The organism is Gracilibacillus salinarum, from assembly GCF_022919575.1.
Lineage (GTDB): Bacteria > Bacillota > Bacilli > Bacillales > Amphibacillaceae > Gracilibacillus > Gracilibacillus salinarum.
Genome location: NZ_CP095071.1, coordinates 3,491,061 through 3,517,658 on the forward strand (window position 1 = coordinate 3,491,061; position 26,598 = coordinate 3,517,658).

24 protein-coding genes are annotated in these 26,598 nt (G+C 38.5%); 20 read left to right on the top strand and 4 right to left on the bottom strand.

Translation table 11 applies throughout. The annotated features are described in order from the left end of the window. Positions 1 to 9: 9 nt before the first annotated feature. The 13 genes from MUN87_RS16315 to MUN87_RS16375 all read left to right on the top strand — a co-directional run bounded on the left by MUN87_RS16315 (position 10) and on the right by MUN87_RS16375 (position 13,614). A complete protein-coding gene (locus MUN87_RS16315) occupies positions 10 to 702 on the top strand; it encodes a response regulator transcription factor (protein WP_244741743.1) in 693 nt (230 codons plus the stop codon). After that, positions 699 to 2,054, top strand: a complete 1,356-nt coding sequence (locus MUN87_RS16320; RefSeq protein WP_244741745.1) for a sensor histidine kinase — start codon at positions 699 to 701, stop codon at positions 2,052 to 2,054. The genes MUN87_RS16315 and MUN87_RS16320 overlap by 4 nt, the downstream gene beginning before the upstream one ends. 78 nt (positions 2,055 to 2,132) lie before the next feature. Continuing rightward, positions 2,133 to 3,956, top strand: a complete 1,824-nt coding sequence (typA, locus tag MUN87_RS16325) for a translational GTPase TypA (RefSeq protein WP_244741746.1) — start codon at positions 2,133 to 2,135, stop codon at positions 3,954 to 3,956. Positions 3,957 to 5,509: 1,553 nt separating this feature from the next. Then, positions 5,510 to 5,785 carry a YkvA family protein gene (locus MUN87_RS16330; RefSeq protein WP_244741748.1) on the top strand — a complete coding sequence of 92 codons (276 nt, stop codon included), beginning with the start codon at positions 5,510 to 5,512 and terminating at the stop codon, positions 5,783 to 5,785. Between the two features lie 91 nt (positions 5,786 to 5,876). After that, a complete protein-coding gene (locus MUN87_RS16335; protein ID WP_244741750.1) occupies positions 5,877 to 7,001 on the top strand; it encodes a CapA family protein in 1,125 nt (374 codons plus the stop codon). A gap of 15 nt (positions 7,002 to 7,016) precedes the next feature. After that, a complete protein-coding gene (locus tag MUN87_RS16340) occupies positions 7,017 to 7,826 on the top strand; it encodes a DUF368 domain-containing protein (RefSeq protein ID WP_244741752.1) in 810 nt (269 codons plus the stop codon). Positions 7,827 to 7,907: 81 nt separating this feature from the next. After that, positions 7,908 to 8,228: a thioredoxin family protein gene (locus tag MUN87_RS16345; protein WP_244720730.1), complete on the top strand. Its 321-nt coding sequence runs from the start codon at positions 7,908 to 7,910 to the stop codon at positions 8,226 to 8,228. 1,221 nt (positions 8,229 to 9,449) lie between these two features. Beyond that, positions 9,450 to 10,136 (top strand): ABC transporter ATP-binding protein, encoded by a 687-nt coding sequence (locus tag MUN87_RS16350; protein ID WP_244741753.1) that lies wholly within the window; start codon positions 9,450 to 9,452, stop codon positions 10,134 to 10,136. Then, positions 10,133 to 11,554: a hypothetical protein gene (locus MUN87_RS16355; protein WP_244741755.1), complete on the top strand. Its 1,422-nt coding sequence runs from the start codon at positions 10,133 to 10,135 to the stop codon at positions 11,552 to 11,554. Before MUN87_RS16350 ends, MUN87_RS16355 begins: the two co-directional genes overlap by 4 nt. Positions 11,555 to 11,613: 59 nt before the next feature. Beyond that, complete coding sequence (locus tag MUN87_RS16360) at positions 11,614 to 12,087, top strand: MarR family winged helix-turn-helix transcriptional regulator (RefSeq protein WP_244741757.1); 474 nt, start codon at positions 11,614 to 11,616, stop codon at positions 12,085 to 12,087. Positions 12,088 to 12,159: 72 nt separating this feature from the next. After that, complete coding sequence (locus tag MUN87_RS16365; protein ID WP_244741758.1) at positions 12,160 to 12,399, top strand: thioredoxin family protein; 240 nt, start codon at positions 12,160 to 12,162, stop codon at positions 12,397 to 12,399. A gap of 62 nt (positions 12,400 to 12,461) precedes the next feature. Continuing rightward, positions 12,462 to 12,803, top strand: a complete 342-nt coding sequence (locus tag MUN87_RS16370) for a YppG family protein (protein WP_244741760.1) — start codon at positions 12,462 to 12,464, stop codon at positions 12,801 to 12,803. Between the two features lie 85 nt (positions 12,804 to 12,888). Further along, entirely contained in the window at positions 12,889 to 13,614 is a 726-nt protein-coding gene (locus MUN87_RS16375) for an alpha/beta hydrolase (protein WP_244741762.1), read from the top strand. A gap of 225 nt (positions 13,615 to 13,839) precedes the next feature. Here MUN87_RS16375 and MUN87_RS16380 read toward each other — a convergent pair whose 3' ends face one another. Beyond that, the gene (locus MUN87_RS16380; protein WP_244741765.1) at positions 13,840 to 14,745 is read right to left on the bottom strand and encodes a DMT family transporter; all 906 of its coding nucleotides are present in this window, start codon (positions 14,743 to 14,745) and stop codon (positions 13,840 to 13,842) included. 371 nt (positions 14,746 to 15,116) lie between these two features. Between MUN87_RS16380 and cshA the strand changes: the two genes are divergently transcribed. Beyond that, positions 15,117 to 16,586: a degradosome RNA helicase CshA gene (gene cshA / locus MUN87_RS16385; protein ID WP_244741767.1), complete on the top strand. Its 1,470-nt coding sequence runs from the start codon at positions 15,117 to 15,119 to the stop codon at positions 16,584 to 16,586. 107 nt (positions 16,587 to 16,693) lie between these two features. Here the strand turns inward: cshA and MUN87_RS16390 are convergent, their stop codons facing one another. Both MUN87_RS16390 and MUN87_RS16395 read right to left on the bottom strand, forming a co-directional pair. After that, positions 16,694 to 17,137, bottom strand: coding sequence for a hypothetical protein (locus MUN87_RS16390; protein ID WP_244741770.1), 444 nt, complete (start codon positions 17,135 to 17,137; stop codon positions 16,694 to 16,696). A gap of 18 nt (positions 17,138 to 17,155) precedes the next feature. Next, positions 17,156 to 17,917, bottom strand: a complete 762-nt coding sequence (locus MUN87_RS16395) for a rhomboid family intramembrane serine protease (RefSeq protein ID WP_244741772.1) — start codon at positions 17,915 to 17,917, stop codon at positions 17,156 to 17,158. Between the two features lie 178 nt (positions 17,918 to 18,095). Here MUN87_RS16395 and acpS point away from each other — a divergent pair, with 178 nt between their 5' ends. The 3 genes from acpS to MUN87_RS16410 are packed head-to-tail and all read left to right on the top strand — an operon-like array spanning position 18,096 to position 21,095. Further along, positions 18,096 to 18,452, top strand: a complete 357-nt coding sequence (acpS, locus tag MUN87_RS16400) for a holo-ACP synthase (protein WP_244741774.1) — start codon at positions 18,096 to 18,098, stop codon at positions 18,450 to 18,452. Between the two features lie 57 nt (positions 18,453 to 18,509). Next, entirely contained in the window at positions 18,510 to 20,021 is a 1,512-nt protein-coding gene (locus MUN87_RS16405; RefSeq protein WP_244741776.1) for an NAD(P)H-hydrate dehydratase, read from the top strand. Positions 20,022 to 20,075: 54 nt separating this feature from the next. Beyond that, a complete protein-coding gene (locus MUN87_RS16410) occupies positions 20,076 to 21,095 on the top strand; it encodes a LolA family protein (protein WP_244741779.1) in 1,020 nt (339 codons plus the stop codon). Between the two features lie 843 nt (positions 21,096 to 21,938). Here MUN87_RS16410 and MUN87_RS16415 read toward each other — a convergent pair. Further along, complete coding sequence (locus MUN87_RS16415; RefSeq protein ID WP_244741781.1) at positions 21,939 to 22,403, bottom strand: LURP-one-related family protein; 465 nt, start codon at positions 22,401 to 22,403, stop codon at positions 21,939 to 21,941. A gap of 682 nt (positions 22,404 to 23,085) precedes the next feature. Here MUN87_RS16415 and MUN87_RS16420 point away from each other — a divergent pair. The 3 genes from MUN87_RS16420 (at position 23,086) to MUN87_RS16430 (ending at position 26,597) form a co-directional block, all read left to right on the top strand. Next, positions 23,086 to 23,967, top strand: a complete 882-nt coding sequence (locus tag MUN87_RS16420) for a class 1 isoprenoid biosynthesis enzyme (protein ID WP_244741784.1) — start codon at positions 23,086 to 23,088, stop codon at positions 23,965 to 23,967. Positions 23,968 to 23,985: 18 nt separating this feature from the next. After that, complete coding sequence (gene comX / locus MUN87_RS16425; protein ID WP_244741787.1) at positions 23,986 to 24,162, top strand: competence pheromone ComX; 177 nt, start codon at positions 23,986 to 23,988, stop codon at positions 24,160 to 24,162. 179 nt (positions 24,163 to 24,341) lie between these two features. Then, positions 24,342 to 26,597, top strand: a complete 2,256-nt coding sequence (locus MUN87_RS16430) for an ATP-binding protein (RefSeq protein ID WP_244741790.1) — start codon at positions 24,342 to 24,344, stop codon at positions 26,595 to 26,597. Position 26,598 lies beyond the last annotated feature (1 nt).

Here is a 26,598-nt window from a genome sequence, read left to right on the forward strand (position 1 = left end):
GGAAATCTGATGAATCAGGAGATTTTTATTGTAGAAGATGATCCGAATATTAGAGATATTGTAAAAGCATATTTATCGAAAGAAGGATTTCAGGTTACGCTAATGGAAAATGCAGAGGATGCTTGGAAGAAGGCTACCGAGCACCAGCCCGATATGTGGATCCTGGATATTATGCTGCCTGGTATGGATGGTTATGAATTGTGTAAAAAAATAAGACAAACCAGCGAGATTCCGATTATTATCATCTCAGCTAAGGATGAAGAAGTAGATAAAATTTTAGGATTGGAATTAGGTAGTGATGACTATTTAACAAAACCTTTTAGTCCTCGTGAACTTGTGGCAAGGGTGAAACGACTTTTTAAACGTGCAATTGCTCAGCCGATTACAAGTGATACTGAAAATGCTGTACTTAAGATTGCTGATTTGGAAATAGATCAAGCAGCAAGACAAGTATATTGGAAACGACAAGAAGTCGATGTAACGTCCAAGGAATTTGATATATTAGAGATTTTTGCGAAAAAACCGAATCGCGCTTTTTCCCGCGAAGAATTATTGACCCAAGTATGGGGTGAGGATTACTTTGGCAGTGATAGAGCAGTGGATGACTTGGTGAAGCGATTGCGCAAAAAACTGGAGGATTTACCGGTAGAGACGGTGTGGGGATATGGCTACCGTCTGCATTATGAAGAGGATGCCCAATGAAATTACAATCACAGCTAACGATTGCCTTTACTACCTTACTCGTTGTCGTTATGGCGATATCGGGAATTACGATCTATTCACAGATGCTGCAAATGCTGATCAAAGATGAACAAAGACAACTAGAGGACAAAGGCGAACTTATTGTAAATTTTGTGTTGTACCAGGATCTGAACAATTCTTCTAATGTACAACAACTAACACAATTGCTTGATGAGTATAATTTGCAAGTGTTTGCTTATGATCAAGGTTCAGAGAGTATTATATTTACGTCCATTCCCGATATTGATACCATTAAAGGATGGGTCAATGAATATGACCTTGAGGATCAAAATCAACCGTTATGGCAAGCGGGTGGAGAAAACTATGTGGTGTCGATCATCCCTTTTTACTCACCAGAAGCCACCCAGCAATTAGTTCTGCTAACACCATTAGATGATCTTCAGGAAGTCCGGAATAGTCTTGTTAATAGGTTAGTATTAATTTTTCTTATTGGTATTGCGGTTGCTGTTTTACTCAGTCATTATTTAACAAGAAGACTCGTGACACCATTAACCAAATTGAAACACCAGCTGAAAAAGATTGAGAAACGTCAGTTCGATCAAATCAAAGAAATTAAGGCAACTGGTGAAATCAAGGAAGTAGAACAAAGCGTGACGGAAATGGCCAATGAGTTAAACAGTTTTATTCAATCTCAGCATCATTTCTTCCAGAATGCCAGTCATGAATTGAAAACCCCACTTATGGCGATTCAAGGATATGCAGAAGGTATTCGGGATGGTATTTTTGAAGGGAAAGAAGCAGACCGCGGTTTGCAAGTAATGGTAGATGAAATACATCGTCTCAAGAAGATTATCAATGAGATTATCTTACTGGCGAAATTAGATAGTGAGACAGATATATATCGTCCGGAAACAGTAGCACTCCAGCCGTTTATGAGAAAAGTAATGGATAGAGCTGTACCAATTGCAAATGATAAAGGTATTGAGATTGATGATAAAGGTTTGGAGAAGGCACGATTATTTGTCGATGAAGAAAAAATGTTACAAGCAGTCATGAATATTGTGGCCAATGCCATTCGTCATGCTAAGCAAAAAGTGACGATCTCGACATCTGTGAAAGATAAACGGCTTTTCATCCAGGTAACCGATGATGGTAAGGGAATAGATGAAGCACTTCTTTCCAAACTGTTCCACCGGTTTGTCAAAGGAAAGAGTGGTGAAACAGGCCTTGGTCTGGCGATTGCCCGTGCGATTGTCGAACGTTCTGGTGGTTCTATTAAAGCGGAGAATGCCCCTGAAGGTGGTGCACGCTTTACCATCGTTTTTATAGATTTTGAAAAAAATGATGATTAAGGCTACCAATTACTGACTATTATGATATACTAGATAAGTTGTTAAACGATCAATGCATCTATAAGAGGAGAGAATGAAATGACGCAATTGAGAGAAGAACTACGCAATATCGCGATTATTGCACACGTAGACCACGGTAAAACGACATTAGTAGACCAGTTACTTCGTTATTCTGGTACGTTTCGTGAGAACGAACAAGTGGAAGAACGTGCAATGGATTCCAATGATATTGAGAAGGAACGCGGTATTACGATTTTAGCCAAAAACACAGCGATTAATTATAAAGATACGCGTATAAATATATTAGATACACCAGGACATGCTGACTTCGGTGGCGAAGTAGAGCGTATCATGAAAATGGTAGACGGGGTATTACTTGTGGTAGATGCTTATGAAGGATGTATGCCACAGACTCGTTTCGTATTAAAGAAAGCATTAGAGCAAAAACTGCAACCAGTTGTCGTGTTAAACAAAATTGACCGTCCTAACGCTAGACCTGACGAAGTTGTAGATGAAGTATTAGATTTATTTATCGAGTTAGGTGCTGACGACGATCAATTGGAATTTCCGGTTGTATTTGCATCTGCATTAAATGGAACATCTAGCTTCCCTGACGAAGATCAGCAGGAAACGATGGAACCAATTTTTGAAACGATTCTGGAGAAGATCCCTGCACCAGTCGACAATGGGGAAGAACCATTACAATTCCAGGTAACGATGCTTGATTATAATGATTACCTTGGTCGAATTGGAGTAGGACGAGTATTCCGTGGTACGATCAAAGTCGGCCAGCAAGTTGCACTTATGAAAACAGATGGTTCTGTGAAAAACTTCCGAGTTTCTAAATTATTTGGTTTCATTGGCTTGAAGCGAATTGAAATTGAAGAAGCAAAAGCAGGCGACATCATTGCTCTTGCAGGTATGGAGGACATTAACGTTGGTGAAACAGTTTGCCCGAACGATCACCAGGAAGCACTTCCGATCCTGCGCATTGATGAGCCAACATTACAGATGACATTTGTTGTTAATAACAGTCCGTTCGCAGGTCGTGAAGGTAAACATATTACTTCTCGTAAAATTGAAGAACGTTTATTATCTCAGTTAGAAACAGATGTAAGTTTACGTGTAGATCCGACAGATTCACCAGATGCCTGGATCGTCTCTGGACGTGGTGAATTACACTTATCGATTCTAGTAGAAAACATGCGACGTGAAGGCTACGAATTGCAGCTATCTAAACCGCAAGTTATTATTAGAGAAATCGATGGTGTTAAATGTGAACCAGTAGAACGAGTACAAATTGATGTGCCTGAAGATTACACTGGTCCAGTTATGGAGTCGTTAGGTGCACGTAAAGGTGAAATGTTAGACATGCAGAATCATGGTACTGGTCAAGTACGTATGGAATTCAAAGTACCATCCCGTGGTTTAATCGGTTATGCTACAGAATTCATGACCCAAACACGCGGTTACGGTATCATTAACCACACGTTCGATGAATATGCACCATTTGTCAAAGGACAAGTAGGTGGACGTCGTGAAGGTGTACTTGTTGCTTTAGAAAATGGTAAAGCATCAACTTACGGCATTATGAACCTGGAAGACCGTGGTGTCATTTTTGTTGAACCAGGTACAGATGTTTATGCAGGAATGATCGTCGGCGAACACAACCGAGAAAATGACTTAACAGTTAACATTACCAAAGAAAAGCACTTAACTAACGTGCGTTCTGCTACAAAAGATCAAACTGCAACAATCCGTAAAACACGTAAGATGTCATTAGAAGAAGCAATTCAATATTTAAATGATGATGAGTATTGTGAAGTAACACCAGAAACAGTAAGACTTCGTAAGAAAATCCTAAACAAAAACGAACGTGAAAAAGCAGCTAAGAAAAAATAAATACGATAACGAAAAACCAGTGAGCCCATCCTCACTGGTTTTTTTATGAGTATAAACGCTAGATAAGAAAAGGGGTCAGAAGTGTGGAGCGGTCACCAGGGATTTGTATCGATTAGCGAGAAAGGTACCAAAAGTGGGAAGCAGTCACCAGAGATTTGTAGTGTTTAGCGAGAAAGGAACCAAATGTATGGAGCGGTGACCAGAGATTTGTATTGTTTAGGGAGAAAGGGCCCAAATGTGTGGAGCGGTGACCAGAGATTTGTATCGTTTAGGGGAAAAGGAGCCAAAAGTGGGAAGTAGTGACCAGAGATTTGTATCGTTTAGGGAGAAAGGAGCCAAAAGTGGGAAGCGGTGACCAGAGATTTGTAGTGTTTAAAAAGAAAGAAGACAAATAATGGTGTTTCCCGGCTAGTTTTGTCTCCTTTAAGAATTTGTATCATACGCTGGCTAGGACATAGACTACACTGGGTGACTAGTAAAGGTGTCTCAGCACATGAATCATTTCAAAATAAGCAATAGGCCAGTTGCTTTACATAATCTATGCTATTAGTAGTTGTATATGATTTATGTCAATTAGGACCGTGCAGGTTTATGCCCGGTTTTTATAATGAGTAAAGAAAGTATATAAGTACAGTCACAGCAGTAATCACATTGAACATGAATTTTAGTTCCTATAATATGGATTATGTCAACTAGCCATCGCTGCCAAGCATCCATATTGAGATATTTAATGTGCTAGGATACCGCTCCGTCCAACCACTCCGCGTCCTGCGGGGCACGGCTGGAGCTAACTTTGTGAAGAAGAACGCTTCACAAAGTGGATCTCCAGCACCTGCACAATCCCGCGGGAGTCTCCGTGATTGGCCTCCGCTGATGTATAACTCCACAATTTATGCGACAGCTAGGATATGAAGCATTAGCTGCAAGATTTACACCTTAATTGATGAAATACATTGCCTAGCACGACTGCTTTTTGCTGTTACATAAGTTGTAGCACTTCCCTCAAGCGTAGGAAATAGGCGGAGACTCCCGTGGAATCAGCGCGAGCTGAAGATCCACTTATGAAAGAAAAGAATTTTCTTTCATAAGTTAGCTGAAGCCGTGCCCACAGGACGCGGAGCCTATTTCCGGAGCTTTGCAACGCAGATAAAATATTTCAAAATGACCGTTTTGCCATACAGCCTTAGTTAACATAATCCATATTATAGGAAGTTGTTTATTGATTAAGTCAATTAGGACCGGGCGGGCTATGGCCGGTTTTTATAATATTTAGTTTGTACTTTTTATCGTTACCCCTCCAAAAAAGTGGCAACTACGGCGAAAATACAATATAAGAGTGATAGTTGAGAAGCAAAATCGCTGGTTACATTCCAAACGGACAAAAGGAAGCTTAGTGAAGAGAGAAATATCGGAGCAAAGGTTGTCTGGTGAAAGATGTTAAATGTCCGTTGAACGGCTTTACATGTAAGAGAAAGAGATCTGTGCTTAGATTTTTCCCGAACGTACATGAAGGGTATAATGATAAGTAATCTATCAAGAAAAGGATGTATTCCATGCGCTTTTTTAGCAGATTAAAATTTTTATTTAAATTTCGTAAATCATTGCCGTTTTTGAAAGAGTTCTTTCTGTCAAAAGAAGTATCCATGTTCTCCAAAACGGTAAGTGTGTTGTTAATGATAGGCTATATCGTTTTCCCATTTGATCTTATTCCTGACTATTTACTAGTATTTGGTGCTTTGGATGATGTAATGATTGTCAGCCTAATTCTGCAGCAAATGATCAACATGGCTCCGGAAAGTCTTCGGACAAAATATGATTTGAAGAAGTGATGGTTTTCATCATATTCTTTTCTGTTTTGACAAAAAATTCATGTCAAATATGATAGAATAAAGATGACTTACGGAGGGAGTTTGGTTGCAGATGAAATATCAGCTTATGATTATCCTTCTATTAATAGTATCAGGGTGTACATCTGAACAGGAATATCAAGGGCTTTCTCACCATATGGATAATAAAGAACGGATAGTAAAAGAGTATGAACAAGTGATTACGATTGCAGCTATCGGTGACTTGCTCATTCATGATAGAGTATATAATGATGCATGGAATGGAGAGCATTATGATTTTCAATCGATGTTAGCACCTGTGCAGGATTATTTGCAAAAGCCGACCATTACGATAGCTAATCAAGAGTCGATCATGGGCGGAGAAGAATTGGGATTATCCAATTATCCAAGGTTTAACAGCCCTTTTGATTTGGCTGATGATATACAGAGGACTGGTGTAGATTTAGTTACGATGGCTAATAATCACACGTTGGACCGTGGAGAAGCGGCGATTCAGAATGCGATCAGGTATTACGAAAAAATCGGTATGCTTTATACTGGAGCATTTAAAAGTCAGGCCGACCAGGATACGATTAGAGTCATCGAAACAGATGAAGGAATTTCTGCCGCATTTTTAAGTTATACATATGGTACCAATGGAATACCTGTACCGGACGGCAAAAAGTATTTGGTGAATCAGATCAATCGTTCACAAATTAAAAGTGACGTACAAGAAGCAGAAAAACTGGCGGATATTACAATTGTAAGTTATCATTTTGGACAGGAATATATGCGTGAGCCTAATCAGGAACAGAAAGATTTGGTTCAGTATGCGGCAGACTTAGGAACGGATGTAGTCATTGGTCATCATCCACACGTATTGCAACCAATTGAGTGGGTGGTGGGAGAACAAGGAAATCAAACGCTTGTCGCCTATTCACTAGGAAACTTTCTTTCTGGACAGTACGAACTGAATCGTCGAATTGGTGGTGTTTTTCAATTTACAGTAGAAAAACAAGGGGATTCTGTGAGCGTTCATACTCCAGCTTTTCTGCCAACCTTTGTTCAATTTGAAATGGTTGATGATACCATGACAAATGTAGAAGTGTTACCTATGAAGAGTGTAACGGATCAACAGCTTTCAAATGCCAAGGGGCACTTAGAAGAGATGAAACAACATGTATCGCAAAATATAGAAGGATTACAGTTTATAGAATAAGAAGGAGAATGAAGCATGGAGTGGCGAAATATATATCGTGGTATGTTAATGGGGGCAAGTGATGTAGTACCAGGAGTAAGCGGTGGTACAATTGCTGTTGTATTAGGGATTTATGATCAACTGATTGAAGCGATTAATGGATTTTTCAGTAAGGATTTTAAGAAGCACTTAATGTTCTTAATTCCATTAGGAGTCGGTATTGTAACGGCCATTTTTGTTTTGGCAGGATTGATCGAGTGGTTGTTCGAACATTACCCGCAACAAACACAATTTGCATTTTTAGGGTTAATTATTGGTGTGCTGCCGTTTCTTTTTCAACAGTCTAATGCAAAAGAAACGTTTAAATCAAATCACGTATTATTAGTTTTGATAGGGCTCGTCATTGTAGGGTCAATGATTTTCTTTCAGACAGGAGAGCCTGCCGCTGTTACAGATTTTGAAGCATCTACGTACCTTTGGTTATTTTTATCAGGCTTCTTAGCAAGTGCTGCTATGATTTTACCAGGAATTAGCGGGTCTTTTTTATTGCTAATTATAGGATCTTATTCGACTATTATTAGTGCGATCGATGATTTTAATATTCCTGTAATCATAACAGTGGGTATTGGAATTCTGCTAGGATTAGTACTGATGAGTAAGTTAATTCACTTCTTCCTCTCAAGGTTTCCGACGGCTACGTATGCTGTGGTGATTGGAATGGTAATTGGCTCTATATTCGTCATTTTTCCAGGATTTCCGGCAAGTGTTATAGGAATTGTGATGTGTGTGGTTACTTTTGCTGCTGGATTGCTGTTTGCATTCTTTCTAGGAAGAGTCGAATATTAAACAGAAAAGTTGCGTTCCTTTATGGAAGGTGCTAGCTTTTATAGAGGAACACAACTAATATAGAAAAAAGGGGTATGGAACATGGAAGCTATTCAAACAGCAGATCAATTTAATGAAATTATCCAATCGGACAAGCCGGTTATTATTAAATTCTATGCAGACTGGTGTCCGGATTGTAAGAGAATGGACATGTTCATTGGAGAGATTATCGAACAATATAACAACTATGATTGGTACCAACTTAACAGTGATGAGGTACAAGGCTTGGCGGAAAAATATGATGTAATGGGCATCCCAAGCTTGCTAATTTTCCAAAACGGTGAAAAACTTGCCCATCGCCATAGTGCTTATACAAAAACACCAGATGATGTACTAGAATTCTTGCAAGAAGAATTAGCTTAAGAGACAGCGAAAAAAAGCTGTCTCTTTTTTTTGTCAAGAAAATAGTAATCATATTGAACATGAAGTTTATTTCCTATAATATGGAATATGCTAGCTAGCCACCGCTAGCCAAGCATCCATATTGAGATATTTAATGTGCTGGAATATCGCTTCGGCCAACCACTCCGCGTCCTGCGGGCACGGCTGAAGCTAACTTTGTGAAGAAGACCGCTTCACAAAGTGGATCTTCAGCACCTGCATTTCCCGCGGGAGTCTCCGTGGTTGGCCTACGCTAGGATATGAACTCTACAACTTTTGAAAGAGCTATCATATTGACCGTTGTACATAACAGCAATAAATAACATAATGCCTAGAACTACTGCTTTTAGCTGTTTCAAATGTTGCTAAGCAGATAATATATATCAAAATGACCACTAAGCTTCTAGTTTACATAGTCCATAATTATAGGTAGTTATATAAAAATTAGATAAAATAGGACCGGGTGGGCTATGCCCGTTTTTTCTTATAAGTCAAGAAAGTATAAATTTTGGGCTATATGATGTTCGCTGACAGAAACGGACACGTCCGGCCCCAGCGCCCAGAGACTAGGCGACTTCGCGAAATCGCCCTACGATAAGTCATCATCGATTCGCAAGCTCACCGTGATTCCTTTATCTCAGTTGATTCGCTCCACTCGCTACGTCTCTAAACGGGCGCTTGCGCCTTTGTTCTAATCAAAGAAAGGATAAAAGTAGAGTCGTAGAAGGTGAGTTCTTAAGATATGGACTATGTCAATCAGCCTAGAAGATATGTTTATACCGCTTCTGACAATAAAATTGCTTTCATTAGCCAGAGGTTTGTCTCTTTTAGGAAGAAAGGAACCAAAAGTGTGGAGCAGTCACCAGAGATTTGTGTCGTTTAGGAAGAAAGGAACCAAAAGTGTGGAGCAGTCACCAGAGATTTGTGTCGTTTAGGAAGAAAGGAACCAAAAGTGTGGAGCAGTCACCAGAGATTTGTGTCGTTTAGGAAGAAAGGGACTAAAAGTGTGGAGCATTAGCCAGAGATTTGTCTCGTTTAACAAGAAAGAAGACAAATGATGGTGTTTCTCGTCGGGTTTTGTCACCTTAAAGAGACTGTAATTGAAACCATTTTCTTCTATTAAACGTATATACTGTACCAGCATCTTTGTGTGATACAGCACCAGTTTTTTCTGTAAACATGCCGTAGGAGAGGATGTATTCTATGTTAATGCTGAAAAATGTATCAGTTAAGTTGGGGATGGAGCTAATTGTGAAGGATGTAAGTTTTACTTTACCAGCTGGCAATATTGTTGGATTGATTGGTCATAATGGGGCAGGGAAATCGACTATTATGAAAACGATTATGGGCTGGCACGATAAAGCACAAGGGAAGATTAGCATTAATGATATCGATCAGGATCGATCCTTCATCTCCTTTAAAAAACAACTTGCATACATACCTGAAGAGCCGTTCCTATTACCTGAATTAACGTCATATCAACATTTTCAACTATATGGACAAAGTTATCAGCTAGATGAAGCCGTTTTTACCAGACGGGCTAATCAACTGGCTGAGCTATTTGAAATTTCTGATAAGCTTAATGAATATCCGGAAGCATTGTCTAAAGGGATGCGCCAAAAAGTCCAAACGATATGCGCATTACTGCCGGATGTACCACTTTTGTTAATCGATGAGCCATTTATGGGATTAGATGTACACGCCGCTCACCACTTACAAACCCTTTTAATCGAAAAAGCTAATAACGGGACCACCATCCTACTTACCTCCCATCAATTGGAAAGGATGGAACAGATGGCAGATTCTTATATCATGCTTCATGATGGGGAAATTGCCGAACAAGGTGCCATGGGGGATTTTCGCTTGTTATCGAGGAGAGGCGAAACATGAAAGAAACAAGACGGATGATGCGTTTTTTGAAGAGAAATCGTAGAAACAAAAAAGCAAAACTGTATAAAATGGCATTTGGAGTTGCGTTTGATTGGACAATCAGTATTTACTGCGGCTTATTTGCGATTTTATTACTATTTATTGCTTTTGATGAGATGAGGCAAATAACACCTGCTTTTACCGATATTGAAACGGCGATCGACCCGATGTTGCCGTTAGTATTGATAGGGGTGACACTTAGTAAGCTGGCAATGGCATTCCAGAATGCTGGCATGAAAATTACAAGCGCCGAATGGAAGTTAACGGCATTGCCTTTTTCTATTAAAGATATATGGAATATTACGATTAGAGGAGTAATAAGAAAGTATTGCTTATTGTTATTGATCCTATTACTATTATTAGTTCCTACACCATTTTCTTCCTTATTTTTAGTAAAATGGTTCAGTGCTGTTCTGATGGTATTTGTCTTATCTATTCTCCCTCAATGGTGTATATTTCAGTTAACTATCCTCAAAAAAATTGGCATCTATAGTTTAGCAGTGATGTTCTTAGGAATACTGCGCATTTCGTATTTGTTTTTTGACTTCCATGTGCCTTTTACTGTACTGATCATCCTGTTGTTGGCAGGTGCGAATCTTTGGTTATGGCCAAAAAGAATAAAAAGCGTAAATTGGCCGCAAGTCGTTGAGAAAAGCGATGAGAAAGAATGGAATATGTTTTTTGTCCGTAAAATGAGCGGTATGGATCAGATCGATGATAAACCAAGAAAAAACAATGTCATTTCTACGATTCTTACATCAAGGAGAAATCGTTCTCCTGTTCCGTATGCAAAACCAGAAAAGCTCATCCGCCAATTCTGGAGAAAGACAATTATTTCTCAAATAACGATTGTTATGTATCTGCTAGGTTGCATTATGATAGCAATGTTCGTCCTGTCATTAGACTATGACATCTTACAAGGAATCGGGGTAATGGTGTCTGTTTTTATTTTTATCAAAACGATGCAGAGCCTATTTGGATTAATCTTTATTGATAAATTATTTCACAGTATTCCGTGGAGACTGGACGTCATCAAAGCAGCGTTTGTTCAGACTATCTCTGTTATAGGTGTTGTAGCATTCGGCATAATAACGATTATTTTGCTGGTGATGAATGAGATAAATCTGTTGTTAATCGGCCAAATTTTGTTTATCTGTTTCGCTATGTTATTTTTATTTGACCAAATGCTAAAAATCAGAATCAGAAAGCTTCACAGTAAATGGTCCCATACATCTGTCATGAACAGCATATGGCAACTGTTTACTTTTATTGTGTTAGCTCTTTGTATCGCCTATCCTGTCACTATTCTTGTATGGTTTCTAGGCATGGTGATCCACTATATAATTAGCAATTTTAACCAACATCAATTGACTAGTTAAGGCAGATTGCATATAATACGATTCATAAATAGATATAGCAAGCAGAGAGGATGAGAGGGATGGATCAGGAGCGGAATGCATACTTAAAGAAGAAGCAAGACCCCTCACTGAAATTATTTGTGGTACTGTCGAAAGCCTACCGTGCGGTTTTTGATCAGGTTGCGAAGGATATTCGGGGACACGGTTTGAATACTACTGATTTTGCCGTAATGGAATTGCTCTATCATCAAGGAGAACAGGCATTACAGAAGATCGGAGATAAAATATTATTAGCAAGTGGAAGTATTACATATGTAGTAGATAAATTAGAGAAAAAAGGATTCGTGAAACGAACGCCTTCACCAGATGATCGCAGAATAACGTATGCTTCGATTACAGAAAGTGGTCAACAATTATTGAACGATATCTTTCCTGAACACTGGAAGCAAATTGAAGTGATCACAGCTGGGCTTGATGAATCAGAAAAGCAAGAAGCGATCCGTTTATTGAAAAAATTAGGAATTTATGCAGATGATTTGACTAAAAGAGATTAAGAAACACCGTTTGATATTAGAACCCGATGGGTAATAATATATATAGATCAAACAATTAGGAGGATCTATATATTGGGACAAAAGCATGTTAGTCTGTACGTTAGTGATAATTGCGAAGAATGTGAACAAATCAAGGAATATATCCATAACTTGGACATTAATTTCGATGTGAAAAACACGACAGAGGATAAGCGACATTTATCAGAACTGCAAGAACATGATATTTATATTACGCCTGCCGTTATCATTGATGATTATTACCAGATAATCGGGTTCAACAAGGATAAAATTAACCGAATTTTAAATGTGTAAATGAACCAACACCTCTTTTTCTGCATAGGCTATTATTAATAGCAGCAGAAGGAGGGAAGTTCATGGATGAACGAAATAACGGTTTTATGCAATATTATAATCCCTATCAACAACAAAATATGAACCCGTATCAGCCACCAACTTATACATCACCATTACCAATGACACCTTACCAATATTACCAAAAACCAGTGGTACCAGATCCATATGATGGTTTCCAGACACCAACCTCTTCCTTTTTTGGGAAACAGAATAATCCAATGATGCATTATTTTCAGGATAAGAATGGTGAAGTGGATTTCGACAAAGTGTTTCACACAGTCAATCAATTGGCCAATACGTATCAACAGGTATCACCGGTGTTTAAAAATGTAGGGAGTATCCTGAAGGTGTTTCAAAAATAAATAATTCGTATCCTTGTCCTCGCTGACAAGGATTTCTCTGTTTTATTATGCACGTGACGTATCGTTCAGAGGAGGAAATGAAAAAATGCCTGCATGTCTAATACTACATGGATTTACTGGTGGTCCTTATGAAGTAGAACCGCTTGCTGTACATATTGCGGAGCAGACTGGATGGGAAGTAGTGACGCCCAGTTTACCTGGGCATGGTCTGGGACAAGGTCGTGATCTGGACTTGATGCATGTTACCTATCAGGAATGGATCGAAGAAGCGGAAAACGCCTATGTACAATTGCGGGAATCACATCAAGAGATTTTTTTAATTGGCTTTTCGATGGGCGGAATGATTGCAGCCTATTTAGCGGCAAAATATGCCTGTGAGAAACTGGTTCTGTTATCTACTTCGAGAAAATATATCAATGTCTCTCAAATGGGGCTGGATTTCGTTCAATTTGCCCAAAAAGCCATTCGGAAAACATTGAAACAAGATCCGTTGTATAATCATTACCGGAGTAAGTCTGGTTCTGTTCCGTTAAAAGCAATTTCAGAGTTCCTCAAATGCATGAAATTTACCAAGCCGTATCTGAAGAAAATTAATTGTCCGGTTTTTATTGCGCAAGGTATTCAGGATGGAATGGTGCCGTATAAAGCGGTACAATATTTGGATAAAGAAATACCTTCAGAAAGTGAAATCATGTATTTTTGTGATTCGAAACACCTGATTTGCTTAGGAGAGGACAAAAAAATCGTAATTGATACAGTCTGTCAATTCTTGAAGAATGAACAAAAAACACGACTCACCATAAATGCGTGAAGTCGTGTTTTCATGTGCCGGGATACCTTTTACCAACCACTCCGCGTCCTGCGGTGCACGGTTGAAGCCGTGCCCACAGGACGCGGAGCCTATTTCCGGAGCTTTGCTAAGCAAATAAAATATATCAAAATGACCATTCTGCAATACAGCCTTTGTTGACATAATCCACCTTATAGAAAGTTTTATATCGTTTATGTCAATTAGTACGGAGCGGGTTAAGCTCGGTTAATCATGCCCAAAGGTAATTTTCATTTTTCGTTTTCTTCTTGTACTGGCGATGAACAATAACAATCCAAAGATCACAATGGTACCGCCCATCCATTGCGTCCAGGTGATTTTCTCTCCTAACAGGATATAAGCCAGCAGGGATGCACCAATTGGTTCAAATAGAATACCCATGGATATAACAGAGGCACTTACCCATTTCAGCGCCCAATTTAAAAGGTTTAATCCAAGAATTGTCGGGATTACTGCAAGTGCGACAAATATCAGCCAATGATCACTATCGTATCCTGTCATGGCATTTCCAACTACCATATTGTAAAGTAATATGGTGATCGCTCCAATGGTGTATGCGATGAAGGTATAACTCATCACAGATACCTTGGTACGTATGCCTTGTCCGAACAGAAAGTATATAGTAATAAAGATTGCGCCAAGTAATGCTAGAAAATCTCCATATAGAGCTTCGTCATTTATTTGAAAGTCACCCCATGCGATAATAAAACTTCCAAAAATCGCAATGATCATACTAATAACAGTACCAGCAGAAAAACGTTCATGAAAGAAAAAATAGGTGCCAATAAAAGCAAAAATCGGCTGTAACGTAACAATAACAGTTGAACTCGCTACAGACGTATATGAAAAGGACTCAAACCAGACAATGAAATGGATAGCAAGACTGATTCCAGCCAGTATCGTAAATATCCATTCTTTTCTGGCTAATTTTCTTAATTCATCTCGTTTTTTTAACAAAATATATGGTAATAGCAAAAGGCTTGCTAATAATAAACGATAATTTGCGGTCACGGCCGCCGGAGCATCACTGGCTAGCTTAACGAAGACAGCAGCAGTAGACACAGATATAACGCCAAGAAAAATGGCGATAAACGGAAAAAATTGCTTATTCAAAAAATCACCCACATCATCAAAAGTATCAGTTTCCTCTTTAGTATAACAATTTTTTAGTGAATTCCTAATCATAACTATTCACTTTTAGCATCAATTGTTTGAAACCATCCAAAATATTATATAGAATTAATAGGAAGAGTATGTTATGATTTAATAATCCATTGAATGGTCATTAACAAGCCTCTTCCAATGTGGAGGAAGGCTTTTTTCATTGTTATTCGTAGGTATCTTCGTTTTAGGAGTGAAAATTACGATAACGAATTGAATATATTTTTCTTTATGTAAATAAAAAAACTTGGATACACTAAACATAACGACGAAAAGATGATAGAATAATGAGATTTATATATAAAAAGGAGTAGAAGGAAATAGTGACAAATTTTAATGAATTAGGTATTTCAGCACCAATTATGCAAGCATTAGAGAAGATGGGATTCGAAGAGGCGACACCAATTCAGGCACAGACGATTCCATTGGGTATGGCTGGTAAGGATGTTATTGGTCAAGCGCAGACAGGTACAGGGAAAACTGCTGCTTTCGGTATTCCAATGATCGAAAAGATTAATCCGAATGAACGAAAAATACAAGGATTAGTTGTCGCACCAACTAGAGAATTAGCAATTCAGGTGTCAGAGGAAATCCATAAATTAGCTAAAATCAAAGGTGTTCGCACGTTGCCGGTATATGGCGGTCAACATATGGAACGTCAGATCAGAGCATTAAAAGATCGTCCACATATTGTTGTAGCTACACCAGGACGACTATTAGACCACTTACGTCGTCGTACGATCAGAGTGGAGAACGTGCATACAGCTGTATTAGATGAAGCGGACGAAATGTTGAACATGGGCTTTATTGATGATATTCGTGATATCCTTAAAGCAATTCCGGAAGAAAGACAAACATTGCTTTTCTCAGCTACAATGCCGAAAGAAATTCGCGATATTGCAACGACATTGATGAAAGAGCCGGAAGAAGTAAAAGTAAAATCAAAAGAAATGACGGTATCTAATATTGATCAGTTCTTTGTAGAAGTACACGAAAAGCAAAAATTCGATACGTTAACCAATCTTTTGGATATTCACGTACCAGAATTGGCGATTATTTTTGGTCGTACCAAGAAGCGTGTTGATGAGTTAACAGAAGGATTGCAGGCTCGCGGTTTCCGTGCAGAAGGCATTCATGGTGACTTAACACAAGGTAAACGTAGTTCCGTACTTAAGAAATTTAAATTTGGCCGAATTGAAATTTTAGTTGCAACGGATGTAGCGGCACGTGGTCTTGATATTTCAGGTGTGACACATGTTTATAACTTTGATATTCCACAGGATCCAGAAAGCTATGTACACCGTATTGGACGTACTGGTCGTGCTGGTAAGATGGGGGAAGCAATTTCCTTTATCACGCCAAGAGAAGTACCACATTTGCATTTAATTGAAAAAGTAACAAAGAGTAAAATGAAGCGTATGAGTGCGCCGAGTTATGATGAAGCAAAACGTGGTCAGCAACAATTAACTATGGAAAAACTAATCAAAACCATTGAAAAAAGAGAATTACAGGACTACCGTGAAACAGCATCTGAGTTGTTAGATCAGTATGATTCTGTAACAGTTGTTGCAGCTGCGTTGAAAATGCTGACAAAAGAAAGAAGACAAACACCTGTAACACTTACTTCGGTTCAGCCGGTAAGTGTGAAGAAGGCTTCAAAAAACAAAGGTGGCAACAACAAAAAATTCCGTAATGATAAACGTGGCGGATATAACGGTCGTAAAGGAAAACAAGGTGGCGGATCCAACCGTAAATTCCAGAACAAACGATCCAAAGGAAATCAAAATAGATAAAACAAAAGGAGCTGACGACAATCGTCAGCTCCTTTTTGTAAGCTAATTAAGAATATAATAACAGCCATTAAAGCAATCGCCCATAGTGATGCTTTCTGAGCTCTAGCTTAGACTAAGAATATCCCGGCGAAGGCTAAGACAGGAATACCCAGTACCGTCATGTAGCCGATGAAGGATAGCGAGCGTACGTAACTTAGTTCCTGGCCGTTTAAATTTGTGGCAATTTCCATTACATCCCGTTTTGCTTTTTGAACCTGGAGAAAGCAGGTGACAATCACTGCCAGTATAATAAGTAATGGTATAATTCTGCCCAGAGCAGAAATAGATGCCCCTCCCATAAAAGTAAAACCTAATATAATTAAAAAAATAGGAACGGCTTCGATTAAAGCAATTTGAATAAAAAATGAAATTTGGTCCTTCTGCAGCCCTTTAAAATGAAATTCATTTCGCTTAATCCGGTAAGATAAGCCTCTCATCAACCGTTTGTACGCAAACAGAATGCCGTAGCCTGCAACAACAGCGGCGAAGGTGAATAGCCAAATAGCGATCATAGGTATTTCTCCTTTCTGTTACAATATGCTGGATAGTAAGCCTAACAGCACCAATACAATCAATACTCCGTAGAGGATCGGTTTTAAATATGGTTTGTAACGATATCTTTTTTTGTTCCAGCGGTTTGGATCGAATCCAATATCTCCTTGTTTTCGCACACGTCGTTTTAATCGGACTGGCGAGAAGGGTCTCACATTACGTAAAAGAATAGGGCCAAATGCAAAACCTGCGATGAAACCAAAGATATGACCAGAGATATTAATGTTTGCCCGGAAAAATGTCATAACCAAGCCAATACCGGCAATGATAAGGATAATTCTGGCGTTCTGTGGATCAATCAATTGTTTCTCAAAAAAGATCATAAAAATGTACAGTCCAAATAATCCAAAAATAGCACCAGAAGCACCAAGGTGAACATAATTAAAACTTGGTTCAACAATGAAAGTAAGGACGTTCGCAATGATTCCAGTTCCCAGGTACGCTACCAAAAATTTAATTTTGCCTAGCATGACTTCCAATGCTGGTGCAAATAAAACTAGTGAAAAGGAATTAAAAATAAGGTGTGGAAAATCAGCATGTAGAAATATTGGTGTTACTATTCGCCAATATTGTCCTTGTGCGACTAACCCGTTCCAGCCAATTCCCATTGCATAAATCCATTCTCCTATAATGGGAACAAAAGAATGCAGTACCCAAAGAATAATCTGGATCGCTATGATCGTAGAAACAACGGGATAAAATTTTAAAAACTCTCGAAAATTCTCTGTCCTTATAAACATACGATTCTCCCTTTGTCTGTTAGTGATTATTATTTTAGCATACCGGGAACTGTTTTTTATAGTAGAAGTATCCGTTTTAATTAACATGTGATATAAGCTATACTATCGATATAAAGTGAGACTTCAATTAGTGGAGGTATTACGGACGGTTAACGCCGTGATAAATGGAGTGATGTGGATGATTCAAGGAACAGGTATAGATATTGTGGAGCTTTTCAGGATAAAAGAAATGATGGAAAGGCAGCCACGTATGATAAAACGTGTACTTACAGATAAAGAAAGAGAAGTTGCAGAAGCAATGCGCTCTGAGAAAAGACGAATCGAATATATAGCGGGCAGGTTTGCTGCCAAAGAAGCTTTTGCAAAAGCAATGGGTACCGGACTTGGTAAATTAAGTTTTCAAGATATCGAAATTACGACTGATTCGTCCGGAGCACCCATATTGAATTCGATTGTTTTAACAGGTCAAAAGTGCTTTATATCAATCTCTCACAGTGAACAATATGCAATTGCTCAAGTAATAATTGAAGCATAATCTGCATATTAAAGGAGGTTGTCTCATAATATTTTAGTGCGGGTAGGAGGGAACAAGATGTACATCGTAACCGCGGAAGAAATGTACGAAATAGATCGGTATGCGATAGAAAAAGGGGGAATCGAAGGAAAGATTCTGATGGAGAATGCCGGATCACAGGTGGCACAACAACTTACTCAGACATTTACAAAGCGTGAAAAGATGGCAGTTTTAGTTGGTAGCGGGAATAATGGCGGAGATGGCTTTGTTATAGCACGTTATTTAGCAGAAAAAGGCTTTGATGTGACTGTTTTTCAATTAGTGGCTGACGAAAAAATAAAAGGGGATGCAGCCTTTCATAAGCATTTATGGTTAAATACTTCTCATCCATTATACCAGATCACAGAACCATTAGAGCTGAAACAACATTTGTGTGCATATGACATAATAATTGACGCGATTCTCGGAATAGGCGTTTTAGGGGAAATTCGTGAGCCGATACGAAGTTTCATTAATGTGATCAATCAATCAGGATTAGTAAAAGTAGCGATCGATATTCCAAGTGGTTTGCCAGCAAATGAAGGAATCCATGTTGATAAAGCCATTAAAGCGGACTTGACTTATATCATAGATGCACCAAAAACGACGGTGTTTCTAGAAGATACCAGTCGGTATTATGGCAAGTGGCAAGTAATGAATATAGGTATTCCAGATGCAGCTCATCAGTCGTGTAACCCTAATCATCTTTGGCGTAAAAAAGATGTACTGGCATCTTTCCCGAAAAGAGACCTGTACGCACATAAAGGATCGAACGGTAAAGGCATGGTAATAGGCGGACAAGCCTTGATGCCTGGTTCTATTCTTCTATCAGCAAGAGCGGCACTTCGCTCAGGAGCAGGCTTGATTACCGTTGCAACTGTTAGGGAGAATATACCGATCGTTGCCAGTCAATGTGTAGAGGCTACGTATCATTTGCTGGAAGGTTTTAGTGGAGGCTTTCAATCACGTAATAGGGAAGCATTCCAACAAATGGACGCAATCGCTTTTGGAATGGGAATAGGCAGACAAAATGCAACGATGCTACGCGAGTTATTGGAATCGACGACATGTCCTGTACTGATTGATGCTGATGGCTTATATCACTGGAAAGACTTGCTACGCTCACAAGTAAAACGAGACGCACCGACTGTTATTACGCCCCACTTTGGTGAAATGGCAATGTTAACAGACCGATCTGTTGCAGAATTAAAACAAAATCCTTTTTCAATTTCTAGGCAATTTGCTCAGCAGCATCAAGTTTACGTGGTGCTTAAAGGGAAGAATACGATTATAACTGCACCCGATGGTGAGCAGATCGTAAGTGATCAAGGTAATGCAGGGTTAGCAAAAGGTGGAACAGGTGATGTTCTGTCAGGAATTCTGTTAACGATGTTAATGCAACATCAGAATGTCTTGATCGCTTTAGCAAATGGTTGTTATCTGCATGGTACTTCAGCAGAATACCTGGTTGAGGAAAAACATTCAGAAATCGACTTACTGGCTACCGATGTGATTGAAGGACTATCGCAAGTATTTCGTACATTGTCTTAACGTGTGATCGTGTTCCCTTTGTCCACTCAGATGAGACAAAGGAGAGATGTCGCGATGAAAAAATATACAAGCATAATAATGGGGATTATTTTGTTAATTGTATTAAGCGCTTGTGGAGACAAATCAAAAGATGATGTGGTTGAAAAATTAGAAAGTATGGCAGAGAATATGAGTGCTTATCAGTCACAGTCAATGATGACCTTGAAAACAGGGAAAGAAGATCAGGTTTATCGTGTTGATGTTACGCACAAGAAAAAAGATTTCTACCGTGTTTTGTTGAAGAATGAAAATGATGAGGAAAGCAGTCAGATCATTTTACGTAATGAAGACGGTGTGTTTGTCCTGACGCCAGCATTGAATAAAAGCTTCAAGTTCCAAAGTGAATGGCCTGCTAATAATAGCCAGCCATATTTGTTCCAATCACTTATTCAGGACTTAGTAGATGACAGTGAAGCCACTTTCACAGCGACAGAGAATTATTATGTATTTGAGACGAAAACAAGCTATGAGAGCAACAGTAACTTACCTTATCAAACAATTTATTTTGATAAAAAGACTTATGCACCGGTATTGGTAGAGGTGCTCGATCGTGATAAAAATACATTGGTAGAGGTAGAATTCACAAGCTTTGAATTAGATCCAGAGTTACCTGATAATACGTTTGATATGGAGACAAACATGACAAGCAGTATCTTCGGTGTACCGGTGATGGCACAGGAAGATATGCCAAAACAATTGTCAGTACTGTATCCTTCAGCAAATATGGGCTCTGAATTAGTAGAAGAGAATCAAATGGATCTCGAAAATGGCAAGCGTGTTATTCTATCTTATCAAGGTGAAAAGAATTACACGATTATTCAAGAAACTGTTGATGTTATGCCAACCAGTGCAGCATCTCCAGAATCAGTGAATGGGGAGCCTGTTGACTTAGGTTTCACTGTAGGTGCCCAATCCAAATCCTCTTTAGAATGGCATTATCAAGGAGTTAATTACTACTTGGCTAGTGAACAATTAACAAAAGAAGAAATGCAGGAAGTAGCTAGCTCGATGACATCAGAAGATGCAACGAAATAAAAATGAAGTAGTTCCGTTTTGGAATACAGTCCTGTATTTCAAAAGGAACTGCTTTTTTCTTTTTCCTGAGGGAGAAATTTTGAAGCAGACCAACGTCGGGGAATTTAAATGGAGAGGGGTTCCTATAATCTGGATTATGTCAACAAAACCTTTATTGCAGAATGGTCATTTTGATATATTTTATCTGTTTAACAAAGCTCCGGAAATAGGCTCCGCGTCCTGTGGGCACGGCTTCAGCTAGGCTACTACTTGAAATAACATCTGTGCTGCCTTGTGCCGAGGAAGCTTACCTCGAAGTGATGCTAGAAGACGCAGGCACAGACTAAGTGGATCTTCAGCTCGCGCTGATTCCACGGGAGTCTCCGCCTATTTCTTACGCTTAAGGGAAGTGCTACAACATTTGAAACAGCTAAAAGCAGTGGTTCTAGGCATTGTGTTATTCAAAAGCTGATATTTATGGTGCATCCAATATGCTAGCAATTTCAATAGTTGTAGAGCGTAGACCAACCACGTAGACTCCCGCGGGACAGGCAGGCGCTGATGATCCACAACGTCTGCACCTGTGTCTAAAAGTAATGCTTCGAAGTAGGCTTCCTCGGTGCAAGGCAGCAAAGAAGTAGCTCGAGTAGTAGCCTAGCTTCAGCCGTGCCCCGCAGGACGCGAAGTGGTTGGCCGGAGCGGTATCCCAGCACATTAAATATCTCAATATGGGCGCACGGCTAGCAATGGCTACTTTACATAATCCATATTATAGGTAGTTGAATATATATTATTTCAAATAGGACCGTGCGAGATGTGCCTGGTGTTCTTAAAGTCAGCAAATAAATTAACTTTTTGATAAGGCTAGGCATGGGAAATTAATTCTGCAAGAAAAATATAGAAAGCTGGGGATTGGATCGTTGCATTATGTTCAATTTGTACGTGGTGTGTGTTTCCTTTTTGTAAGCGAACTAACCATCTCGCCACTTCGGTATTGCCCTCATAAAATCTTGTCCAATCGTTATTATTCTTCTTAATGTCGATTGAAAAATCTTTATGTTCAATAATGAAATGTTGTTTTACCAGCAAATTGTGTTTCTTTTTCATCGTGAAAGTAGTGTTAGACTGTTCACCTGTAAAAGTATAGTTCCTTTTGAAAAAAGAAGTTTGCTTTGTTCCGTAATAGAGTGTCTGACCATCTTCGGAGAGTACTTCAACCCTTGATTTATTTACACTAGGTGATATTTGAAACAAAATATTACCGAGATGATCCTTCACACGAGAGAATTCCAGCACATTCTGGTTTAACTGATAAGAGACAGCTAGCACAGCAGACTAACCTCCTTTTCTTTTATTCTAGCGGATAAATAAATCAGAATCAGTCGATTTACAATAATTAAAGGAACTCTTTACAAAACAAAGCAGTGGGCAGGAAGTGATAGCATGGTAAGCGACAAAATATGTTATTTTTATTGAATTAATATAAAATTAATAATTCGTTAATTTTCAAAAAAACCGTGATTTTAAGCTCTAATTTATACAAATATTGTAAATAAATTAGATATATTAACACGTGAGCACTCTGACTATTCTGAATGAAGAATACAACGAATTTCGAACGGTTGAAAAAGTAACATAAATTTAATAGTAATGAAATAGTAACCAGATCTAAAAAGATAGACAAAAAGTGTATCATGTATTTTCAGTCCACCTTTTCAGATGATTGGTGTTCCATTATATGCTAGTTTTTCCTCTCTTTTTTATTGTTACAAGAATATTAATTCTTTGTAATGCAAAGCACTGTTGTGCGCGCTTTCATTGGGTGTACTGAGTAAAAATAGTTAGAAATTGAAGGAGTTTATAAGATTTTTTAAACAGTACTAAAGAACCTTTTTTTTGGATAATAGACTATGATAAGCTAATCATGAATTTAAATAGAAAGAAGAGGTGACACCTCATTTCGATACCACATTATCCATCTGATGAAATAAAAGAAGTAATGCTTAGGACAGTGAATGCATATTTGGATAATGATAACCTGAAGGAATATGCAATATCTTACATATTATATAAGAACCAGGAAGGTTTTTCTTTCTCGTCTTTAACACAGTTTCATTATCATATGGTCGTTGATGATAAAAGTAAAGGGATCGTCCATGCTTCTGCCGCAATAGAGTTTTTGATGCTGGCCTTGGATATACTCGATGATTTACAGGATCAAGATGATAAAGAAAAGCCCTGGTCTCTGGTGTCTTTGTCTACTTCTATGAATATTTCAACGGGTTTTTTAATGTTAAGTACGCTTGTCCTAAGACAATCTCGTTTTGAAAACGAGTTAAAGATAGAAGCACTTCAGTATTTAGATGAGCAAGTACTACGTGCGGTGGAAGGTCAACATAAAGATCTGCAGTGTTCTTGTGCTACCGAAGAAGAGTTTGTTAGCATGATGAAAGAAAAATCAGGATCCTTGATGGCTTGTGCGACACTTGTAGGGGCGACGCTTCAGTGTACCACACAACATGAAATCATCCGGGATTACTCAGAAAACTTCGGAGTTGCAGCACAATTAGCAAATGATATCGAAGGATTGCTCCGACTGGACACCAAGAATGATTTATTGCATAAACAATGGACTCTCCCTATTATGCTGCTTGCGAAGGAAAGTGATCGAGAAGCGGATTGGATACGTGCTTATTATGCTGGCAAGGTAGACAAGGAATTTATGGTGCAGAGGGAAGAGGAGTTGTTTCAGTGGATTTATCATTCACCGGTTGTGTCATATGTCAAAGTGTTAAAACGCCTGTACCAGAGAAAAGCATTAGAAAGAATGTTGGACCTGCAGGTTAGCCAAGCTTGGAAAGATGGCATGCAGGAATATATAGAACACATTTAAAATAAAGGAGGAGAAAGTATGTTACAACTTGTAGTAGAGAAGTTAACGAAGAATCCTGATCTAATCAAAAGGTTGAAAGAGGGAAACCTTGAACTCGCAGGTGTTTCAGAAATGGAGAAAGCAGCAGTGTTAGATGTTTTCGCGGATAATAAAAGTGATCAGCAACTGCAAGCAAAAAATTGTTACTGGCAGTAAAATCGGATATATTCTATGAAAAAGCCAGAGTTTCTCTGGCTTTTTCGTTTCATCGTTTAAGGAGAGCAATACATATATATTGAAACGACGAGCTGTTAATAGTTGTCGCAGGGAAAGGGGATGGATATGAAGAAGAAATATGTTTTTTTTTAACCATTGTCCTGTTAATTGGTCTGTATATGACTTATGTAACAGTGACGAAAACCTATGTAGGCCTGAATGTAAAAGAAACTACTGATGGGCAATGGGAGATCACAAAAGTAGATTCGATTGGATGGGCAGCGCAAAGAAAGGTTCAAACGGGCGATATTATTACGGAAATCAACGGCAAAGACCCAGAGTCATTTCATTTTATTAAACAGTACGGAGTGGTTGGCCACCTCGATCAAATGAAAGTGCTGCGTAATGGGAGTATGCTGGAATTTGAAGTGCAAGTGCCAAGGAATTATAATACCCTTTTATACCATACGTTATTGCCAATGCTTGCGTTTTTAGTGCTTTTTGGTTTTTCTATTTATATTTATTGGAAGAAACGAGACGACAAAGTAGTTTTTATTTTAGTAGCTTTTTTTGTTGCGGTTGGTCTTTGTTATGTCAGTGCAGGGGCATCAGCTCGTACTGATTCGTTTGCGCGTATGATGAACAGTTTATCGATGATGATGGTGCCTTCGTTGTTTATTCATTTTCATTATCGGTATTTCTTTAAGTACCAGATTCAATTCATGAAAATGAAATATCTGGTCATCATCTATGCGGTTAACTTTCTTGTGGTATTGCTTGGGATGTTGTCGATATTCGTGTATGTCGGGAACATGTATGTATTCTTTAGAAACGCGCAATTACTCTTATTTTCTTTTGAAATATTATTAAGTTTTGTTGTTCTTATTTATCATTATTTTAAATATCGGAAAATGGTCCAAAAACCTATTTTACAAAATGCGATTTTTGGCATTGTCGTATCATTTTTTCCTTTTATCTTTTTAACAGCATTACCGAACACGATATTCGGAGTCGAATTAATACCCGCTTCTTTAACGGCTGCATGCCTCATATTCTTACCGGTATTTTTTCTGTATTTAGTGATCATGGATCAAGTGTTTGATATTGATTTTATCAATAGCCGCTTACGATACTACGCGTTTATCTCATTGATACTCACAGGAATTATTATCGGCATCATGCTGTTTTTTACTAATTTGTCCTTTATAGAGTGGGCAAGAGTCTCTATTTTAACGTACGGATCGCTAATTATTATGTTTTACTTAGAAGAGAAATTGAACATCCGGCATCGATTATTTAAGGACAAGTTTAATCTTGATCGTTATTCATATGATATAGCAAAAATTGTAAAAAGAGAGGAATTGGATAAACGGTTAATCAAAGAAATTAGAGAAGTGCTCCCCATTCAAAAAGTCTCACTTGTAAAATTTGATAAAAAGGGAGTAAATACAGAACTGTCTGCTGGTGATCATGAATATCCGAAGGACTTTATCGAATTTTACATAAAGTATTATAATCCCATGCTTTCGATTGGTTCTCAATTCTCCATTGAAGGAGGGCTATGCTATATCATCAGTGAGCAGCATGATTCCATTCATATATTATGGATTCAACGAAAGGCAAACTTTACACCATTCAATAAGGATGAGCAGAGCTGGCTCAAAATGCTTGTGCATTATACGAGCATTGTTTATGAAAATTTCCAGTTGATAGAGGGCGTAACCGAGGATATGAAGCAATCGTTGGATAATGATCAGTCTATGCCATCCTGGATGTTAAGGCTACTGTTTAGACTATCTGAAAAAGAGCGGACAAGATTATCTTCAGACTTACACGATTCAGCCCTGCAGGAACAATTAGTCTGGTATAGAAAAGTGGAAGAATTACTGGAAGACGATCAATTGCCGGGTTCTGTAAGAGCACCATTAACAGATGTGCGACGAGGATTGCTGGGAGTTGTCGACCAAATTCGTGAAACGTGTACGTTGTTAAGGCCTCCTTTTCTCAAGGAAACAGGTATTATTGAAGCATTATCGTATTTAATTCAGCAATACCGCTCTCGCGAAAGTTTTGCTATTGAATTTATCTCTTACGATTTCAGCGCAAATCTTGAAGATGATCAAGCCTTGGTTATCTACAGGGTAGTTCAGGAGTTATTGAATAATGCTTCTAAGCACTCCAAAGCAAGCCAGATTGTAATAGAGATGAAAAGTGAAGACAATGCTGTATTTTTGACATATAAAGATGACGGAGTAGGCTTTCCCCCTAACAGATCCTATCATTCAGGAAAACATATGGGCCTTGTAGGTATTAGACAACGTGTTAATAGTATTCAAGGCAATATGGAGGTGTTCTCTTCCGAAAATGCTGGGGTGGAGGTTGCTATTTTACTTCAAACAGATTTAGAAATAAGACATTACTCTGACGTGATGTAAT